Source organism: Plectonema radiosum NIES-515, assembly GCF_025753815.1.
GTDB classification, from domain to species: Bacteria; Cyanobacteriota; Cyanobacteriia; order Cyanobacteriales; family Nostocaceae; genus Hassallia; species Hassallia radiosum_A.
This window is the reverse complement of sequence record NZ_JAOWRF010000405.1, coordinates 67,470-87,129: the sequence shown is the minus strand read 5'-3', so window position 1 is coordinate 87,129 and position 19,660 is coordinate 67,470. Positions and strand designations below refer to the sequence as shown.

The window sequence follows — 19,660 nt, the reverse complement described above, 5'->3', positions numbered from 1 at the left end:
CCCCTTGTCCCCCTATCTCCCCCTAACTCTTCCCACTACCAATCAAATATAATAACGCCATGCGAACTGCAACACCGCTGGTTACTTGAGCTGGAATCAGGCTGAATTCTGGGTCATCCATTAAGTCAGAGCTAATTTCGACACCTCGGTTAACGGGACCGGGATGTAGGACTTTAACACTTGGTTGACATAATTGCAGCTTTGTGCGTGTAATGCCAAACATTTGATGATATTCTCGCAAACTTGGCAATAAATGACCTGTCATGCGTTCCTTTTGTAAACGCAACGTCATGACAAAATCAGCATCTTTCAAAGCGGGTTCTAATTGCCAATGTATAAATAGGTTGCGATTTTGAATATTCGATTCCGAATTGGGAATTTTCCCCCTCTCCCCCTCTCCCCCTCTCCCCCTCTCGTCTTCCCCCACTTCTTCATCCTTGACATAATCGGCAAATAATTGAGGTAATAAAGTAGGTGGTGCTGCTAGATGGACTTGGGCGCCACTTGCGGTTAAACTCCAGATATTCGATCGCGCGACACGAGAATGTAGAATATCACCAACAATAGCAATCTTTTTATTCTTCAACAGTTGGAGTCGGGGATTTTCTGGGTCAATCAGACTACAAATGGTAAATAAGTCAAGTAGTGCTTGGGAAGGATGCTCATGTTGACCATCACCAGCATTGAGGACACTAACTCTGACACCTAAACGATCCATTTCAGCAGCGATCGCCTGAGGTACTCCGGCTTCACGATGGCGAATTACCATAATATCAGTTCCCATCGCCAAATAAGTCTTCGCCGTGTCAAGAATTGTCTCTCCCTTGGTGATAGAAGAAGTTGCTGAGGCAAAATTTAGCGTATCTGCACTTAAGCGTTTTGCTGCAAGTTCAAAACTACTGCGAGTGCGGGTAGACGCTTCAAAAAATAAATTTGCCACCACTTGTCCTTGTAAACTTGGCACCTTTTTCGTCCGTCGTGATAACACCTCCTGAAAACTGGCAGCAGTTTGCAAAACGATATTGTATTCAGCTTTGGTGAAGTCAGCGAGTGTGAGAACGTGATGACGATTCCAAGTAGCAGTAGGCGTAGTAGGCATATATACTTTTTTCTTCAGCGTCAAAAGGCGATCGCTTCTCTACAGTTTTTGAATTTACAGAAATAAACAAATGATACCACCTGTTTTATCTCAAAATAGATATTTGTCAATGAAAAGTGAAATATTCGATTTAATCAAGCTTCTCTACTGTGGTGTAATGATGTTATTTTTTAACTTTAAAAATAACTTTTTTAGGTTAGACAATAAAAATTATAAATACCGAAAATTTCATTCTCAATTTGGAGAAGACAGGTATATTTGCGAAAATATACAATTACCGAAAAAAGGTATCTTTGTTGATATTGGAGCCGGACATCCAATTGCTTATTCAAATACTTACTTTTTTGAGAAAAACGATTGGCAAGGCATCTGTATTGATGCTGATATCAATCAAGTTAACTTATTAAAGACAGAAAGGTCAAAGGTAGAGTGGGCTGCTATTTCGTCAGCAGAAGGAGAAATAGAATTTTTTCCGGCTTTTTTGCCAGAACTATCAACGACTAAGCAAAAGGATGAATATGCAGGATTAATTAAGATTCCCTTCAAAGATAGTGTAAAAGTTCCGTCTTTTCGATTGGAAACTATATTAGAAAAACATGATATTGGTGTAATTGACATCTTAGATATAGATGTTGAAGGAACTGAATTAGAAGTATGGTTAACTTTTGATTATGAAAAGCATCGTCCCCAAATTGTGATTATTGAGTATTATGGATTGGGTTTAGGTGATAAGTCAGAAAAAATCAAAGACTTTTTTTCTAAGTTGCCTTATCAACTGGTTCATGTTACCTGTTCAAATTTGATTTTTGTGAATCGGGAAAGAGAAGTGATATCATGACAGATTTATTACATATGATGTAGAAACGTAGCTAGCTTACGTCTCTACAAGGATTTCGGATTTTTTTATCGGGATAAACTCCGTCTTTAAAGACGGGGTATCCGTTTAATTGACATTAAACGGATATGATATCGCTTTAATTGTATGTACTGTAGAGACGTTCCGACCGAACGTCTCTACGACGATTAGCAATTTTTTTCGGTTACTGTGGTAAATGCAAAACATTTAAAGCCACCCAAATCAGCGATAGGAAAGTTAAAAAGCCGATTGTATCGAGCATTGTTGTCACTAATGGACCACTGATTAACGCTGGATCGAGCTTCAACCGTTTTAAAGCCATTGGCAGCAAAGTTCCGAGAGCGACAGCAACAATTGTATTGCTTGCCATGACCATTCCAGCAATTAGCGCCACCCAGCGCTCTTGTGGACGTGCCCAAATCAATGAAAGCAACATCATAGTCGTGGCTAAAGCTAAAGCTGTACCCAAGCCTGCTAGAAGCTCTTTGCGGAGAATCTTTAAGGTGTCCTTGGGTGTAACTTCACCCACACCCAAGCTGCGGATTGTTACCGTTAATGCTTGAATACCAACAGTACCACCAGTGTTGGAGAATAGGGGCATAATTACGGCAAGCACTGGGACCATTGAAATTGTAGATTGAAAGGGCGCGATCGCACTTGATGCCCCGATATATAACAACATAATTCCCAGCAACCACGGTAAACGGTTGCGAATAGTGATTAGGGGAGATGATAAAGCAGTTTCATCACCACTTGCACCTGCTAGTTTTTGAATGTCTTCTGTGGCTTCTTCTTCTAAAATATCGATAACATCGTCAATGGTGACAATGCCAACTAATCGTTCTTCTCTATCAACTACTGGTATAGCAATTAAATCATAGCGCTTCATTACTTGCGCGACTTCTTCTTGGGGAGTTTCTGTTCTGACTTTGACGACGCGATCGCTAGAAATTTCGCGAATATAAACTTCCGGAAAAGTAAATAGCAACTGACGCAAAGAAACTACACTAACCAAGGTGCGGTTATCGTCTGTGACGTAAGCGTAGTAAATCGTCTCTTTATCTTCATCTTGACGCCGAATTTTACTCAACGCTTCCCCGACAGTCAAACCTTGACGCAACCTGACATATTCTGTTGTCATCAACCGTCCAGCGGTACCTTCTGGATAACCAAGAATTGTGGCTGTAGCTTGTCGTTCTTCGGGACTAAGTTCTTGTAAAAGCCGTTTAATTACCCCTGCCGGCAATTCGTCAAATAATTCTGCCCGTTCATCGGGACTCATTGCCTCGACAATTTGCGCTACTTGCACATCATGAAGCGAATTTATCAATTCTTCTTGGACATCTAGGGGTAGATATTCAAATACATCAATTGCCTGAGATTTGTTGAGTAAGCGGAATGCGATCGCTCGCTGTTTTTTCGGTAATTGTTCAATATATTCCCCGACATCAACCGGCTGTGAATGATTCAAATCCGATTTCAACTGGTTCAAGTCAGCAACATCAACGTCAACAACAGAATTGCGAACATCGTGTATAAGCATGATAAATACCTCCAAATGTCCCCCCCTCGCTGGGAGATGCTTCTCACCAGCTAGAGGAGGTTAATACTGCCATCTTGTGGACTGTAGTCCATAAAATCTCAAAAATTGAACATCGATATCCGATTCCCGGCATCGCTAAGTCATAATACTAACTCGGAAATTGGTTATCCGGTAAATGCTAAGATTCAGTGTGGTCAATCTGCGATCTTCCACACTCTTTTTGTGAAATGCCCTGATTATTGTTTACTTTGTGTTGATTTTACTACTGGGAGGATTTGTGTCAAGCACTTAGATGAATTAAATTTATAACTTCACAGAGTAATAATGTTTACAATACCAGAAGTAGTCTTTATTTTGCAAGAAAAGTATTCCTTGTGTAATCATACTTAAGATTGAAGATTATTCTACCGCTTTGATTAAAAACAGGCTGAACTCCGTATGATACTCTGACAGGAAAAAACTAACTACTAGACATCTCCAGAAATGAACTATACGTTGCCCGAAACCCTTGATTAGACGTAAGCTAGCTACGTCTCTACATCTTTTCTGAAGATGTCTACTGAAGAACCGTTTATAAGGTAGATGCCGAAAACCCCGGAAGAACAGGAACGTAGTTCTGCATTCTGTGCAACAGATGTGGGGATGAAGGCTGGTGGTAGGATTTATCCTACCGTCATGCCTTTTGTTGTTCAATATATCGCTTCACTGTTTCTGTGCAAACATTGCCTGCTGTGCTTACGAAATAGCTTGGTGTCCAGAGTGTTGGTAATTTCATTAACTCTGGAAAATCTTTTCTTAACACATGCGAGGCTCTACCTTTAATCAGTCGAATAATCTTACTTGGATCATCGCTTGGTTTTGCGTTTACAAACATGTGAACATGGTCTGGCATAATTTCCAGTGCAATAATTTTCCATCGGTTCTCAACACAAACCTCAAAAATAATCTCTTGTAGTTTTTCTGCAATAGCTCCTACTAGCACTTTTTTACGCCGCTTAGGTATAAACACGAAATGATAGTTTAGGAGCGAAACAGCATTACCCTCGTGCCGATACTCATCGGGAGAAAACTTAGCCATAACTTTACAATAATACTTGCTAATCTGTATATAGATATTGTATATTAGTAATAAGTCGAATACAAATAAGTTTAGCAAAAGGTTAACACGATGTTGGTTCTGGAGTACAACGTTAAAGGCAAAAAAGCTCAATATTCTGCTATTGATGATGCTATCCGTACCACCCAATTCATCCGCAATAAAGCGGTTAGATATTGGATGGATGCGGATAGAGAGTTGAAAGTTGACAAGTTTGCTCTTAACAAGTACTCTACCCAACTACGCAAAGAATTTGTCTTTGTTGCTGACCTAAATTCAATGGCTGTACAATCAGCCGCAGAGCGTGGATGGTCTGCTATATCAAGGTTTTACGATAATTGTAAATCTAAAAAATCGGGTAAGAAGGGATATCCACGCTTTCAAAAAGACTGTAGGAGCGTTGAATATAAAACATCAGGGTGGAAGTTGCATTCAACCAAAAGACGCATCACTTTTACTGATAAAAAGGGTATTGGTGAATTAAAGCTTTTAGGTAAGTGGGACATTCAATCTTACACAGAATCCCCGTCCATTTATGGCGGGGAGTGTCAATTTTGAGTATCTATTGTTTTGTGCTGTTAAACTGGTCAAAGTTTCAATCTCAAACATCCGCATTTTTTATTTCACGAGAGTTGATCGATACATGGGAGCATCTGTTGGGTATACTCGGCATCACCCAACTAAACTCTAAGAGCTTCTTACTTCACATGAAAGATTTGCCCTGTATAAAATAGACAAACGTCGTGAAAAAGAATGTAGAGACGTAAGCTAGCTACGTCTAATCAAGGGTTTTGGACAACGCATAATTAATTTTTACTCCTATGTCTAATATCTACTAAAAAAATCACATTTGCTGAATACAGATATTAAAAGGTTGATATACAGACATAAAATTTTACGTCTCTACTCATAGTTTTGGTTAGCATACTGCCAAATAAATAAATGTTTTTCTCCGTGTGTTTCCCTGATTGTGGGTATCCTTCGCGCCAAGGGTCTTCTCGAACCCTTGATATACTATACGCTTCACGGCTGGGCATTTATTTTTATGAATTACCCTTGTCAAACTAAGTAGGTGGACATAATTAAATATAAAATAAAATATGAGTTCGTAGTGAGCGATTTATCGCTCTGGAAAAGCATTTTAAGGACTAAAGTCCTTACTACGATCTGAAGTTTAATTTAGTTCTCCTACTTAATAACTTTCATTACTTAATTCAGCAACACCAAAATTCGCTAAACAAAACTGAGGAAGATTTGAAAAAAATTACAATTTCGGCTATAGTTCACTAAGAAGTTAAAAGCCAGAAGCCTCAGGCAAAAGTTATTCTGATATTTATAAGAAAATTCAATTCATCGCCATTAAATCGAATTTACACCCTTTGCGAAGAATCCGATTATGAAAACAATTAATGAATTACTAACTCGCCTTGAGTATTATTATGAGCAAATTAAGACAATTATCCTAGTACGTCAAAATGCAATTAGTGGCTTGCTTCCAGCGAGTACGGCAATAACGGCACATGGTGATTATACTGATGCTTGGGTGCGAGATAATGTATACAGTATTTTAGCTGTTTGGGGTTTAGGATTAGCATACCGCAAAGTGGATGAAGATAATGGACGCACCTATGAGTTAGAACACAGTGTTGTCAAACTGATGCGTGGGTTGCTGTTTGCCATGATGCGACAATCACACAAGGTAGAGAAATTTAAGCAGACTCAATCGCCATTAGATGCCTTACACGCGAAATATAATACCGAGACAGGAGATATTGTTGTCGGCGATGACGAATGGGGACATTTGCAACTTGATGCAACATCAATATTTATCTTGATGTTAGCACAAATGACCGCTTCGGGATTGCAGATTATTTTTACGATTGACGAGGTGAATTTCGTCCAAAATTTAGTTTACTATATAGGGCGAGCTTACCGCACTCCAGATTATGGCATTTGGGAACGTGGAAATAAAATTAATCACGGTAACGCCGAATTAAATGCTAGTTCCATCGGCATGGCAAAAGCCGCTTTAGAAGCGATTAATGGAGTGGATTTATTTGGTGTACGCGGTAGTCAAACATCGGTAATTCACGCGCTGCCAGATGAAATTGCCCGCGCTCGAATTACATTAGAATCATTATTGCCGAGAGAATCAGGCTCGAAAGAAATTGATGCAGCGCTGTTGAGTGTAATTAGCTTTCCTGCCTTTGCAGTGGAAGATGTGGAGTTACGCGATCGCACTTTTAATGATATCATCAATAAACTGGAAGGAAAATACGGTTGCAAACGCTTTTTACGCGATGGACACCAAACCGTTTTAGAAGACTCTCATCGCTTGCATTACGAACCTTGGGAACTCAAACAATTTGAGCATATTGAATGTGAATGGCCCTTATTTTTCACTTATTTACTTTTAGATGGATTATTTCGCGGCGATCAAGAACAAGTTAAGAAATATCAAGCAAGTTTAGAATCATTACTTTTTGAACGCGATGGATTACTATTATTACCAGAACTTTATTATGTCCCCGAAGCAAACGTAGAAGTCGAAAGATTAACACCCCAAAGTCAACCACGCTTACCTAACGAAAATATTCCCCTAGTTTGGGCACAGAGTTTATATTTTCTCGGTCAAATGTTAAGTGATGGATTATTAGCCGTTGGGGATATTGACCCTTTGGGAAGACATTTATGTATAGGTAAAGAACGTCAAGCTTTGGTACAAATAGCTTTGCTAGCCGAAGATCAAGAATTACAAGCAAAGCTAGAAGTTCGCGGAATTGAAACACAAACACCCGCACAAGTAGAACCGATTCAAGTTAGAGAAGCCGTAGATTTAATTGCTATTTATAAGCAAATTGGACGCTGTGATAAACTAGGTTTAACCGGACGTCCACCACGCAGTCCACGGAGTTTGACAACATCGAGAATTTTCCGTTTTGGAAACGAAACGGTCGTATTTTTACCTTCATTTTTAGATTCTGAACAGTTCTATTTAACTCTCGATTATCATTTTTTAGTCGATCAACTCAGAAGCGAACTTGGTTACATCCAAAAGTATTGGAGCGATTTAGGACGTCCAACTTTAACATTAATGTTGACTCACACCATGTTGGAAACAGGTTCAGAAGCTTTATTAGAACTGATGCAAGAATTAAAAGATGGTGTTTGTCAAGGTGTGCGCGTCAAATTAGGACGATTAAATCAGTTGATGTTGACTACAACCATAGAAAGAATTGATTTAGTCAAAGAAGAAGAATTTTTACTTTCCGCAGTAAAAAATGCCGGGTTACGTTGTCGTTATCTCGCTTATAATCCAGAGAAAAACTGGCATTTAGAACACACCCAAGAATTTCAAATGGAGTGTCAAACTAACCTGGGATTGTTGCTTTCATCATTGCGCTCATCAGAAAATCTTTACGAGCAAATAGAGTTATTGCAGACTTTAACTCGTTTGGAAGGATTGGAATTTGATACCGGCTTTGGTGGACCGGGACATCCTGCCACCGTAGCAGATTTACTTGACGAAGTATACACCAGAGCCGGAGAAATGGGGATTTGGGGGATAGTACGTCGCGCTGGGGGTTTGCAGAAGATGACTTATATTGCGCTGTCAGACGTGGTAACGAGTATTTTGGTCAGGGGTAAGCAAATCGCTGTGGGTAAAGCTTATAGCGAAGCGTCGCTGATAACTGTGCCATTATCTCATAACGAAATTGTCGAGAAAATAAATCACTTCTGTCGTGAGGATATAAGCGATCGCGTTCTCACTCAAGAAATTCTCATATATCTGGGTTTGTTAATCAAGTCAGAACCGGAATTATTTAAAGGGCTGCTGACATTGAGAGTCGGCTATTACATTTTATTGCTAACTAGCGAAATTGCTGGAGAAATGCATGTTACTCAAGACGAAGCTTATGAAAAATTGATGGAACTTTCACCTTTTGAAGTGAAAACGCGCTTGCAGAAAGTATTAACTGAATATGCCGGCATGAGTAACTTATTACGTAAACAAGAATCATTACACGTCAAACAAAAAGAAACTGATATTGAATGGGTAGTGCAACCAGCAATCGAAGCCGAAATAGATATACCAGCAGGTGGTTGGCGCCGATTTCGTCAAGCGGAAGGTGCTACAGGACGCGTCCCCAAAGACTTTTTTCAGCAAGTTTGGCTGGTGATGCATCATTGTAAAGGCTTAGTTATTGGGGATAAATTAGAGCGTCGCAATCGTTTGGATAGTGAAGTGATGATATCGGAGATGACAGCTGGTGAAAAAAACTTTGCTTTGCTAATCGAGCATTTATTAAATAAAATTGAGGCTCCAGAATACCGAGAACTTAATATTGAAGCATTAATGGAATTAGCAGCGATCGCTTCTAACAACCCAAGCTTACAAATTGAAGAATACATCGTTTTAGATGTGTTAATCGGTCATGCGGTGCGAGTCGCTTGGTTGGATGCACATCAAGAAAGAGGCGCAGAACGTTACGATGAAGATAAAGGTAGTGCGTGGAGGTCTTTTTACAATACTTCTCCCAGAGAATGCGCTAGTTATATTGTTAAGGCATTCCGCTTCTTAACTGAATTTGCTGAAGTTGAAGAAACAGCAGCTTAAAAGTCAAACGTTCATATAATATCATATCATGCAGCTTATTAAGACTAATGAAAAAATCGCAACCGTCGTAGAGACGTTCCGGCGGAACGTCTCTACAATATTATGTGATTAAAGGAACTGATTTGACTCTTTCTTCATTGCCCTAAATACGCTTGTAAAACTTTCGCATTGCTTTGAATTTCCGCTGGAGTACCGTCAGCGAGATTTTGTCCTTCAGCGAGAACCCAAACGCGATCGCACAACGACATGATTACATCCATATTGTGTTCGATAATCAGAAAGGTCATACCTTCCTCACGATTCCAAGTGATAATGCGATCGCATATATCATCAATCAATCTCGGATTCACTCCCGCTGCTGGTTCATCCAACAAAATCAACTTCGGATTGGTCATCAACGCTCTTGCCATTTCCAAGAGTTTGCGTTGTCCCCCAGATAACCCCCCAGCGTAATCTTGCGCTTTTGCAGCTAATCCTACCTTATCTAGCAAAAACATTGCCCTTTCCCGCAGTTGCTTTTCTTCCTTCGCAACTAACTGCGGTTGTAACTGTACCTGCCAAAAGTTCTCACCAGTTTGCTTTTGCCCTGCCAAAACCACGTTTTCTAACACCGATAACCGCGATAGAGTCCGCGCTACCTGAAAGGTGCGAATCAAGCCTTGCTGGGCAATTTTGTGCGGTTGTAGCTGCTGAATTTGTTCCCCATCAAAAACCACTCGTCCCTTATCTGGACGGATGAAGTTAGAAAGTAAGTTAAATAAAGTCGTTTTTCCCGCACCATTGGGACCAATCAACCCGGTAATGCTGCCTTTTTTAACTTGAATTTCTGCATCATTTACAGCTTTAATTCCACCGAAACTTTTTGCCAGACCACTTGCTGCTAATAGGGGTAATTCTGAAGATTGATTATTTGCCAAGGGTAAGTTCCTCCTTTTTCCCTAAAATACCTTGAGGACGCCAAACCATCAGTACAATCAAAATTAAACCAATTATCATGATGCGAAATGCACCTGCTTGTTCAGTGCTGAGACTGGGGAAAATATCATCTAAGTATTCACGGGTAAGAGCATCGTAAGCAAAGTAAATTACAGCACCTAAAATAGTACCGATATTATTACCAGAACCACCGAGAATGACCATAATCCAACAATCAAAGGTTAGCTGTGGTTGGAAATTATCCGGGTAAATAGCGCTGAGTTGCCATGCAAAAAAAGCACCAGCGATGCCTGCGATCGCACCACCCAACATTAAAGATTGTAGTTTATACCAAAAGACATTTTTACCCAAAGCCTTAGGAATTTCTTCATCTTCGCGGATAGCTTTGAGAATTCTACCCCAAGGCGATCGCACTAAAACTTGCAAGCGCCAAAATACCAAAGCTAATACTAGCAGCGACGACAGCATCAAACCTGCTTTGGGGTTGTAATCATATAACGCGATCGCTCCAGAAATATAAATTGCGATCGTCAACACTGCAAATAAAATTCCTACCCCTAAATGTGTAGCAAATTCTTGCTTGCTACCTAACTTTTTCGTCCTACGAATCCAACGCCATAACGAATATAAAGTTATACCACCCAACAGCGTCAGTAACCCAATCATGATTAATCTAACAATCAAATTAGGCGCTGTAGATAAAGGTATAGCATAACTTTGCACCCCAAACGCCCCAGATATCCAAGTCTCACCTACAGGTAGTTCTTGGTTATTCACCACCAACCGAACCAATTCCCCAACACCAATAGTCACGATTGATAGATAATCTTCCCGCAAGCGCAAAGTTGAGAAACCAATTACCAAACCTAACAAAGCCGCCAAAATTCCCCCAATTATCGCCGAAATCAACAGCGGAACCCCCTTTAAGCTCAACAACACAGTTGTATAAGCTCCCAAAGTCATAAAAGCAACATGTCCGAAGTTAATTAACCCCGTAAACCCCCACTGCAAATTCAGTCCCAAAGCGAACAAAGCAAAAATAGACGTAGAAATCGCCAAGAAAATAAGATAGTCAACCATAGTTATTAGTCAAGAGTCAAAAGTCATTAGTCATTAGTCAACAGTCAAGAGTTCCCCCCATCTCCCCCTCCTCCCCTTCTCTTCTAGCCGATCGCGATCGCAATTTTCCCGACGGTTCGACCACTTTCGCTGTATGTATGCGCTGCTGCTAATTCTTGTAAAGGAAATGTGCGATCAATTACTGTTCGCATTTTCCCAGCCTCAATTAAATCTTTAAGATAAGTCAAGTCCTGAGTATTGCAATTGAAAAGAATGAATTTAGCTTTTTTGCCAGGAATCAGCGCAGTCAAAGCACCTTGCACAAAAGCGTCAGGTGTAGGTAATGTAGTTATATAAATACCGTTGGGTTTAAGAACTTCTTTGCAGCTAGAAAACGATTCTTTCGCTACCGCATCAAAGATAATGTCATAGCGTGCAGCATCTTGAATGAAATTTTGTTGCTTGTAATCAATCAAGCGATCGGCTCCCAAAGACTTCACCAAATCAAAGTTTTTGCTACTGCAAACAGCCGTTACTTGAGCTCCAAAAATCTTTGCAAGTTGCACTGCAAAAATACCCACACCACCCGAAGCACCATTTACTAAGACGCTTTGTAACGGTTGGATGTTTCCCAAATCTCGCAAAGCTTGCAATGAAGTACCCGCAGCTACAGGTAAAGAAGCTGCTTCTTCATGGGTCATATTCGCCGGTTTCATTGCCGCAACTCTTTGGGGAACAGCAGCGTATTCTGCATAAGCTCCCCCCAAAGCAACACTTAAACAAGCATAAATCAAGTCTCCGGGTTTGAAGAGCGTCACATCAGAGCCAACCTCTACCACTTCACCCGACAAATCAAACCCCAAAATTTTCGGGAAAGAATAACCCGTAATCAATTGCAACATTCCTTGACGGATTTTCCAATCAACCGGATTAACACTAGAAGCGTGAACCTTGACCAGCAACTGATCTGATTTTATTTTCGGTGTTGGTAAATCCTCATACTGCAACACATCAACCGAACCGTAACCACGAATAGCGATCGCTTTCATAATTTCCCTTTTAACTACCGCAATTTTTTGACGTAACTAAGAAAACACTAGTTTGTTAATAACTATACGGACATAAATAAACACTCTTTAACGTAGTAACGGCTTCAGCCGTTAATTTGAGCGGTAAACCGCTCACTACGAACCAGGAGAGTATTTAACGTAGGTTATGCCTAGGATAACTTTTACAACATTCGCGGAACATTACAGATTTTATCTGGTAATCTATCATCTGGAATGGGATTATTACAAATACGGCAGCGCGATCGCCCAAAAAAATGCAAAATATCCGCATTGCTGCATCTCCCTACATAACCGGGTTTGCCCCATCAAAACCCACTTTTACGTGCAACTTAATCTCATTAACATTCCCCAAAACATTAAAAAAAAATAAACTGCATTTTTTCCCTCAAAAAAATGATATGTTGTATACAGAATTGATTTCGCAATAATCTGGAGTAGTCCAAATCAGTCTACTCCGGATTTTCGCTCCTTAAATATGCCAAAAATGGTATTTTTTGATGCATTTAAGGCTAGCTTGAGTACAACCTAAGAGAGATAAAAAAAAGGTAAAATTCTGCTTTAATCCTTATGAGGATTGAGTTAGAGTTGAGTACATCGAACCCCTGCACCCTACTCCCTAAATACTAGTACCCCGATCAGAAAATACTAGTACCTAACCCCGGAAAAATATTTTTTAATTCTTGAAACTCAGATGGAAAGTGGGTTTCATATTTTGAGTACAAGCTTAATTAATTCAATAAATTCTATCCATACTAGCCGCTTCAACGACCTTGAGAACGACTGATATAAATCTTATATCGCCAATCACTAAGCGCTCCGACAACGACAACAGCTTATTTTCCTCCCAGATAGAAGAGCGATTAGTGAGTGGAGGGATGAGATAGCAGCATATCCTGTAAATAGAAGTCGCGGGCTGTACAAACCAAGATTCAAACGTTGACACACACCAGCCGACGTCGCAAACCAGGGTTTTACGACCTGAGTCATCAGACAAAGTGAGTAGAAGACGCGACTTCGATTCTACAGGTAGTACTTCCATCTCCCATAGTGGCAGTCACAGTCCACCGATTTTTTGCGAGATTCAATGACACTACCGTCTACAGAAATTATCAACACCACCGTCATCACAGAACCAACCAAAGCAAAATCCGGTGGTTGCGGACGTAAGAGCGATACTAGCCACGTCGTCGAAATGGACGAAAAGACCAAAGAGCGCATTGCCAAACATCCTTGTTATAGTGAAGATGCACATCATCACTACGCTAGGCTGCACGTTGCAGTTGCGCCGGCTTGTAACATTCAATGCAACTATTGCAACCGGAAATATGATTGTGCGAACGAAAGTCGTCCCGGAGTAGTTAGCGAATTGCTAACACCCGAAGAAGCAGCACACAAAGCATTGGTAATTGCAGGCAAAATTCCTCAAATGACAGTTGTGGGAATCGCAGGTCCTGGAGATCCACTAGCGAATCCAGAAAAGACCTTCCGCACATTTGAGTTGATTGCCCAACAAGCACCAGATATCAAGCTTTGTCTGTCAACCAACGGATTGATGCTTCCCGAATACGTCGATCGCATTAAACAACTTAATATCGATCACGTCACCATCACCATCAACATGGTAGACCCAGAAATCGGGGTCAAGATTTATCCTTGGGTTCATTACAACCGCAAGCGCTACAGAGGCATTGAAGGAGTCAAGATTCTGCACGAAAAGCAGATGGAAGGACTCCAAGCTTTGAAAGAAGCTGACATCTTATGCAAAGTCAACTCCGTGATGATTCCGGGAATTAATGACGAGCATTTGGTAGAAGTAAATAAAGTCATTCGCTCCAAAGGTGCATTCTTGCACAACATTATGCCGTTGATTTCTGCACCAGAACACGGTACACACTTCGGCTTAACCGGACAGCGTGGTCCCACACCCAAAGAACTCAAAGCAGTTCAAGATGATTGCTCCGGCAACATGAAAATGATGCGCCATTGTCGTCAATGTCGTGCAGATGCGGTAGGATTATTAGGAGAAGACCGCAGCCAAGAATTTACCAAAGACAAATTCTTGGAAATAACACCAGAATACGACTTGGCTAAACGTCAAGAGGTTCACGCAGGAATTGAGAAATTCCAACAAGAAATCAAAGCAGCCAAAGAAAAAGCCAAAGCTGACAAGAAAATTGCTAACAGTCCGAAAATCTTAGTTGCAGTCGCAACCAAAGGTAGCGGATTAGTAAATCAACACTTCGGTCATGCCAAAGAATTCCAAATTTACGAAGTAGATGGTAACGAAGCTCGCTTTGTCAGCCATCGCAAAATAGACCACTTCTGCCAAAGTGGATATGGAGAAGAAGGCACACTAGAAAAAATTATAGAAGCGATCGCAGATTGCAAAGCAGTTTTAGTCTCCAAAATTGGCGAATCTCCCAAAGAAAAATTACAAGCAGTCGGAATACAGACTGTTGAAAGCTACGATGTCATCGAAAAAGTTGCATTAGAGTTTTACCAACAATGGAATAAGCAATAGTTAGTGGTTAGTGGTTAGTAGTTAGTAGATAGGCATAAATAAACGCTCCTTAACGTAGTAACAGCTTAAGCCGTTAAAATCCAAGAGCGACGAGCGGTAAACCGCTCACTACTAACTAACCACTAACACCCAACAACACTCCTACCACCATTCCCCTAATATAATAAGGAGAATAATCATGGCTTACAAAATTACCAGCCAATGTATTTCCTGCAATCTTTGTGAGACTGTATGTCCAGTTGGTGCAATAAAAATAATTGACGGAAAGCACTCAATTGACCCCGACCTTTGCACAAACTGCGTTGATAGTGTTTATAGCGTGCCTCAATGTCAAGCCGGTTGTCCCACTTGCAACGGTTGCGTTAAACAGCCAAACGATTATTGGGAATCATGGTTTGACACTTACAACAGTATAGTTAAAAATCTCAAAAAAGAACCAGATTATTGGGAAACTTGGTTTAACTCTTATTCCCAAAAATACTCCGAGCAATTGCAAAAAATCAACAGCAAATAACTAAAATTGAAGAAATCCCGACGATTAAAATCGCGGCTACACAAACGCTCGTTTGCCTTCGCGGACTAATCTGAAAATAGGGTTTCAAATTTAATCTGACGAGAGTAATAAAAGATCGCTAATTATTTGCTACTATTACACTTCATACACTACCAATCCTAAAAACTCTCTCCTTCCTCCTCCTTGGCGCTCTTGGCTTCTTGGCGGTTCGTTTCTCTTCAAATAGGATTGCTACACCTCTAAAAACCTTCAATATAAAGACAAATTTGCGCTATTCTTAAATTAAGTAAAAACCAATGCAAAAGAACTGCATTTATCTGGATAACAACGCCACAACCAAAGTAGATCCAGAAGTAGTAGAGGCAATGATGCCCTACATGACAGATTTTTACGGTAATCCTTCGAGTATGCACACCTTTGGTGGGCAAGTCGGTAAAGCCGTAAAGCAAGCGCGTCAACAAGTTGCAGCCTTACTGGGATGTGATGACTCAGAAATCATCTTCACCAGTTGCGGTACAGAAGGTGATAACGCTGCCATTCGTGCTGCATTGTTAGCGCAACCCGAAAAGCGTCACATCATCACCACCCAAGTTGAACATCCAGCAGTGCTAAATGTCTGCAAACAACTGGAAACTCAAGGTTACACCGTTACCTACTTATCAGTGAATGGTCAGGGACAGTTGGATCTAGATGAACTAGAAGCCTCCCTGACAGGTAACACCGCTTTAGTGACGATTATGTACGCTAATAACGAAACCGGTGTAATCTTCCCAATTGAGGAAATTGGCTTGCGCGTCAAAGAGTATGGTGCTATATTTCATGTAGATGCGGTGCAAGCGGTTGGTAAAATCCCGCTAAACATGAAGACCAGCACCATCGATATGCTTACGATGTCCGGTCATAAAATACATGCACCAAAAGGAATTGGTGTTTTGTATGTGAAACGCGGTGTAAGATTCCGTCCCTTCCTAATTGGTGGACAACAAGAACGCGGACGCCGTTCAGGGACAGAAAACGTTCCCGGAATTATCGCCTTGGGCAAAGCTGCGGAACTGGAAGCGTTACACTTAGAAGAAGCGACAAAACGAGAAAGAAAATTGCGCGATCGCCTCGAACAAGCCATACTCACCAAAATCCCCGATTGCGAAGTGAACGGCGATACAACGCAGAGATTACCCAACACTACCAACATCGGCTTCAAGTATATCGAAGGTGAAGCAATTCTCCTTTACTTAAACCAACACGGCATTTGTGCATCTTCCGGTTCAGCTTGTAGTTCTGGTTCTCTCGAACCCTCTCACGTTCTGCGAGCAATGGGCTTACCCTACACCATTTTACACGGCTCAATTCGCTTCAGCCTTTGCCGCTACACAACAGAAGCCGAAATTGACCAAGTTATCGCAGTAATGCCCGATATTATCCAACGTCTGCGCGATATGTCACCCTTCAAAAACGATCAAGCAGGTTGGTTGCAAGCACAAGAACAAACACTCGCTCATCGCTAATTATTAGGGAGTAGGGAATAGGGAGTAGGGAGTAGGGAAGAGTGAAGATTTTTCTTGTGTCTTGTCACCACTCCCCACTCCCCACTCCCCACTCACCACTCCCCAATCCAAAATCTAAAATCTAAAATCTAAAATCAACTTATGTGGGAATATACAGACAAAGTATTAGAACTCTTCTACAATCCCAAAAATCAGGGTGAAATTGAAGAAACTGCTGAACAAAATGTTAAAATTGCTACTGGCGAAGTCGGTAGTATTGCTTGCGGTGATGCTTTGAGATTGCATCTAAAAGTTCAAGTTGACACAGACAAGATTCTTGATGCACGCTTTCAAACCTTTGGTTGTACGAGTGCGATCGCTTCAAGTAGTGCTTTGACTGAGTTAGTTAAAGATTTAACTCTTGATGAAGCACTAAAAGTCACAAACAAAGACATCGCTAATTATTTAGGTGGACTTCCTGAAGCCAAAATGCATTGTTCGGTAATGGGACAAGAAGCTTTAGAAGCTGCTATCTTTAATTATCGCGGCATTGAGCGCGAAGTTCATGACGATGATGATGAAGGAGCGCTAATTTGTACCTGTTTTGGCATCAGCGATACAAAGATTCGCCGCGTAATCAGAGAGAATAGTCTTATCACCGCAGAGGAAGTAACAAATTACGTTAAAGCCGGTGGCGGATGCGGATCTTGTTTAGCGACTATTGATGATATAATTAGAGATGTGCAAAGGGAATCTGCACTGACCATCGCCGCTCCTGCAAGTCATAAAAGCGGGGTTGTTACAGAAATTGCTAAACCAGCGTTGACGACTGTCCAAAAAATCGCACTCATTCAAAAAGTATTGGATGAAGAAGTTAGACCTGTATTGCTAGCCGACGGTGGAGATGTCGAACTGTACGATGTCGAAGGCGATCGGGTCAAGGTTCTACTCCAAGGTGCATGTGGTTCTTGTTCTAGCAGTACTGCAACCTTGAAAATTGCGATTGAAGCGAGATTGCGCGATCGCATTTCTCAAAGCATAGTCGTTGAAGCAGTTGAGCCATTGTTTTAAGGTTTAAGTACTCTACAAATACGTCATAGTATAAGCCAAGTACAGAAAGTAGGATTTGACCCAAATAACTTGCGATCTTTCCGTCCTACTGACAAAAGACAGCACATATTAGTCATCCAACTCGCTTCAAAGGAGAAAGATATGGACAAGTTGTACGATAAACTTGGCGGAAAACCAACTCTGGATAAAGTAGTCCAGGACTTCCACAAACGTATTTTAGCAGATAACACCCTCCAACCGTTTTTTGCTAAAACAGATATGGAAAAGCAAGGCAAGCATCAAGTTGCTTTCTTCGCTCAAATTTTTGAAGGTCCCAACGAATACAAGGGACGCACAATGGAAGCAACCCACACAGGGATGAATCTACAGCAGTCACACTTCGATGCGATCGTTTCTCATCTGAAAGCATCAATGGCTTCTGTTGGTGCTTCACAAGAGGACACAAACGCCGCAGTTGCTCGTGTTGACAAATTGAAGGGTGCTATTTTAAACAAGTAGTCCCTGCTACCAACTCAAAATTCTAAATTCTAAAAGAAGATTGTAATTTTGAATTGGGGCAAAACGCGGGTCAAGTTCTACTTCTTATTAAGCACTGATACAGATTATGACGTATTTGTAAAGTGCCTAATTCTTAGGTTCATTGGTCATTAGTTAAAACTAATGACCAGTGATAAAAAATAATCATAAAACCAAAAGAAAACAAATTTAACGAGGAAACGACGATGCTTTCAATAATTTTAGTGGGAGAGCGATCGCCTCCAGGCACGTTCTTCAAAGCGGTCAGCGCTGTAAATCGGATAAGTGAACCCATCACACAAACGCTGCATACCCATTAATCAACCAATTGCAGGAGCAAAACAATCATGTCCGTTGATGAAAAAATTAGACAGATAGCTTTCTACGGTAAAGGCGGTATTGGTAAATCTACCACCTCTCAAAACACCCTTGCAGCTATGGCAGAAATGGGTCAGCGCATTTTGATTGTGGGTTGCGACCCCAAAGCTGACTCCACCCGTTTGATGCTGCACAGCAAAGCTCAAACAAGCGTTCTCCAATTGGCTGCTGAACGTGGTGCTGTTGAAGATATAGAACTTCATGAAGTCATGCTCACCGGCTTCCGCAACGTTCGTTGCGTAGAATCTGGTGGTCCAGAACCTGGTGTAGGTTGCGCTGGTCGTGGTATCATCACCGCTATTAACTTCTTAGAAGAAAACGGTGCTTACCAAGACGTTGACTTCGTATCTTACGACGTATTAGGTGACGTTGTATGTGGCGGTTTCGCAATGCCTATTCGTGAAGGCAAAGCACAAGAAATCTACATCGTTACATCTGGTGAAATGATGGCGATGTATGCGGCTAACAACATCGCTCGCGGTGTTTTGAAATATGCTCACACTGGTGGTGTGCGCTTGGGTGGATTGATTTGTAACAGCCGTAACGTTGACCGGGAAATCGAACTAATCGAAACCCTGGCAAAACGCTTGAACACCCAAATGATTCACTATGTACCTCGCGACAACATCGTTCAACACGCAGAATTGCGTCGGATGACTGTTAACGAGTACGCACCTGACAGCAATCAAAGTCAAGAATATCGTGCATTAGCTACAAAGATCATCGAAAACAAAAATCTAGCTATCCCCACACCCATCGAAATGGAAGAGCTAGAAGAATTGTTGATTGAATTTGGTGTTCTCGAAAGCGATGAAAATACAGAGAAGATGGTTGGCAAGAGTGCTATCGAAGCTCCTGTAGCATAAGTCGTTTTCAAAGAAAAAAGGAGTAAATTGCAT

14 protein-coding genes and 1 pseudogene are annotated in these 19,660 nt (G+C 41.1%); 9 read left to right on the top strand and 6 right to left on the bottom strand.

Features of this window, described 5'->3' with window-relative positions:
* Positions 1–22: 22 nt before the first annotated feature.
* A complete protein-coding gene (locus OGM63_RS28605; RefSeq protein ID WP_263749129.1) occupies positions 23–1,099 on the bottom strand; it encodes an aspartate carbamoyltransferase catalytic subunit in 1,077 nt (358 codons plus the stop codon).
* Positions 1,100–1,169: 70 nt separating this feature from the next.
* Here OGM63_RS28605 and OGM63_RS28600 point away from each other — a divergent pair, with 70 nt between their 5' ends.
* Positions 1,170–1,937, top strand: a complete 768-nt coding sequence (locus tag OGM63_RS28600) for an FkbM family methyltransferase (protein WP_263749128.1) — start codon at positions 1,170–1,172, stop codon at positions 1,935–1,937.
* A 202-nt stretch (positions 1,938–2,139) separates the two neighbouring features.
* On the opposite strand, the gene mgtE is transcribed toward OGM63_RS28600, so the two are convergent.
* Together mgtE and tnpA are read right to left on the bottom strand one after the other, a co-directional pair.
* The gene (gene mgtE / locus OGM63_RS28595) at positions 2,140–3,498 is read right to left on the bottom strand and encodes a magnesium transporter (RefSeq protein WP_263749126.1); all 1,359 of its coding nucleotides are present in this window, start codon (positions 3,496–3,498) and stop codon (positions 2,140–2,142) included.
* A 673-nt stretch (positions 3,499–4,171) separates the two neighbouring features.
* Entirely contained in the window at positions 4,172–4,576 is a 405-nt protein-coding gene (tnpA, locus tag OGM63_RS28590; RefSeq protein WP_263749125.1) for an IS200/IS605 family transposase, read from the bottom strand.
* Between the two features lie 90 nt (positions 4,577–4,666).
* On the opposite strand from tnpA, the pseudogene OGM63_RS28585 reads away from it, so the two are divergent.
* Both OGM63_RS28585 and OGM63_RS28580 read left to right on the top strand, forming a co-directional pair.
* Positions 4,667–5,101 (top strand): annotated as a pseudogene (locus tag OGM63_RS28585) (nuclease/transposase family protein); the annotation flags it as partial.
* Positions 5,102–5,990: 889 nt separating this feature from the next.
* Positions 5,991–9,212 carry a glycoside hydrolase family 15 protein gene (locus OGM63_RS28580; RefSeq protein ID WP_263749123.1) on the top strand — a complete coding sequence of 1,074 codons (3,222 nt, stop codon included), beginning with the start codon at positions 5,991–5,993 and terminating at the stop codon, positions 9,210–9,212.
* A gap of 134 nt (positions 9,213–9,346) precedes the next feature.
* On the opposite strand, the gene OGM63_RS28575 is transcribed toward OGM63_RS28580, so the two are convergent.
* From OGM63_RS28575 to OGM63_RS28565, 3 genes are all read right to left on the bottom strand, one after another.
* On the bottom strand, positions 9,347–10,129 hold the full coding sequence (locus OGM63_RS28575) for an ABC transporter ATP-binding protein (protein ID WP_263749122.1): 783 nt from the start codon (positions 10,127–10,129) through the stop codon (positions 9,347–9,349).
* Positions 10,119–11,228, bottom strand: coding sequence for a branched-chain amino acid ABC transporter permease (locus OGM63_RS28570; protein ID WP_263749121.1), 1,110 nt, complete (start codon positions 11,226–11,228; stop codon positions 10,119–10,121). The genes OGM63_RS28575 and OGM63_RS28570 overlap by 11 nt, the downstream gene beginning before the upstream one ends.
* An 83-nt stretch (positions 11,229–11,311) precedes the next feature.
* Positions 11,312–12,256, bottom strand: a complete 945-nt coding sequence (locus OGM63_RS28565; RefSeq protein WP_263749120.1) for an NAD(P)-dependent alcohol dehydrogenase — start codon at positions 12,254–12,256, stop codon at positions 11,312–11,314.
* Between the two features lie 1,105 nt (positions 12,257–13,361).
* On the opposite strand from OGM63_RS28565, the gene nifB reads away from it, so the two are divergent.
* The 6 genes from nifB to nifH all read left to right on the top strand — a co-directional run bounded on the left by nifB (position 13,362) and on the right by nifH (position 19,627).
* Positions 13,362–14,798, top strand: coding sequence for a nitrogenase cofactor biosynthesis protein NifB (gene nifB, locus OGM63_RS28560; protein WP_318528563.1), 1,437 nt, complete (start codon positions 13,362–13,364; stop codon positions 14,796–14,798).
* Between the two features lie 178 nt (positions 14,799–14,976).
* Positions 14,977–15,312 carry a DUF362 domain-containing protein gene (locus OGM63_RS28555; protein WP_263749119.1) on the top strand — a complete coding sequence of 112 codons (336 nt, stop codon included), beginning with the start codon at positions 14,977–14,979 and terminating at the stop codon, positions 15,310–15,312.
* A 296-nt stretch (positions 15,313–15,608) separates the two neighbouring features.
* Positions 15,609–16,817, top strand: coding sequence for a cysteine desulfurase NifS (nifS, locus tag OGM63_RS28550; RefSeq protein WP_263749118.1), 1,209 nt, complete (start codon positions 15,609–15,611; stop codon positions 16,815–16,817).
* A gap of 141 nt (positions 16,818–16,958) precedes the next feature.
* The gene (gene nifU, locus OGM63_RS28545; RefSeq protein WP_263749117.1) at positions 16,959–17,867 is read left to right on the top strand and encodes a Fe-S cluster assembly protein NifU; all 909 of its coding nucleotides are present in this window, start codon (positions 16,959–16,961) and stop codon (positions 17,865–17,867) included.
* A gap of 141 nt (positions 17,868–18,008) precedes the next feature.
* Positions 18,009–18,365 (top strand): group I truncated hemoglobin, encoded by a 357-nt coding sequence (locus OGM63_RS28540; protein WP_263749116.1) that lies wholly within the window; start codon positions 18,009–18,011, stop codon positions 18,363–18,365.
* 383 nt (positions 18,366–18,748) lie between these two features.
* On the top strand, positions 18,749–19,627 hold the full coding sequence (gene nifH, locus OGM63_RS28535; protein ID WP_318528565.1) for a nitrogenase iron protein: 879 nt from the start codon (positions 18,749–18,751) through the stop codon (positions 19,625–19,627).
* Positions 19,628–19,660 lie beyond the last annotated feature (33 nt).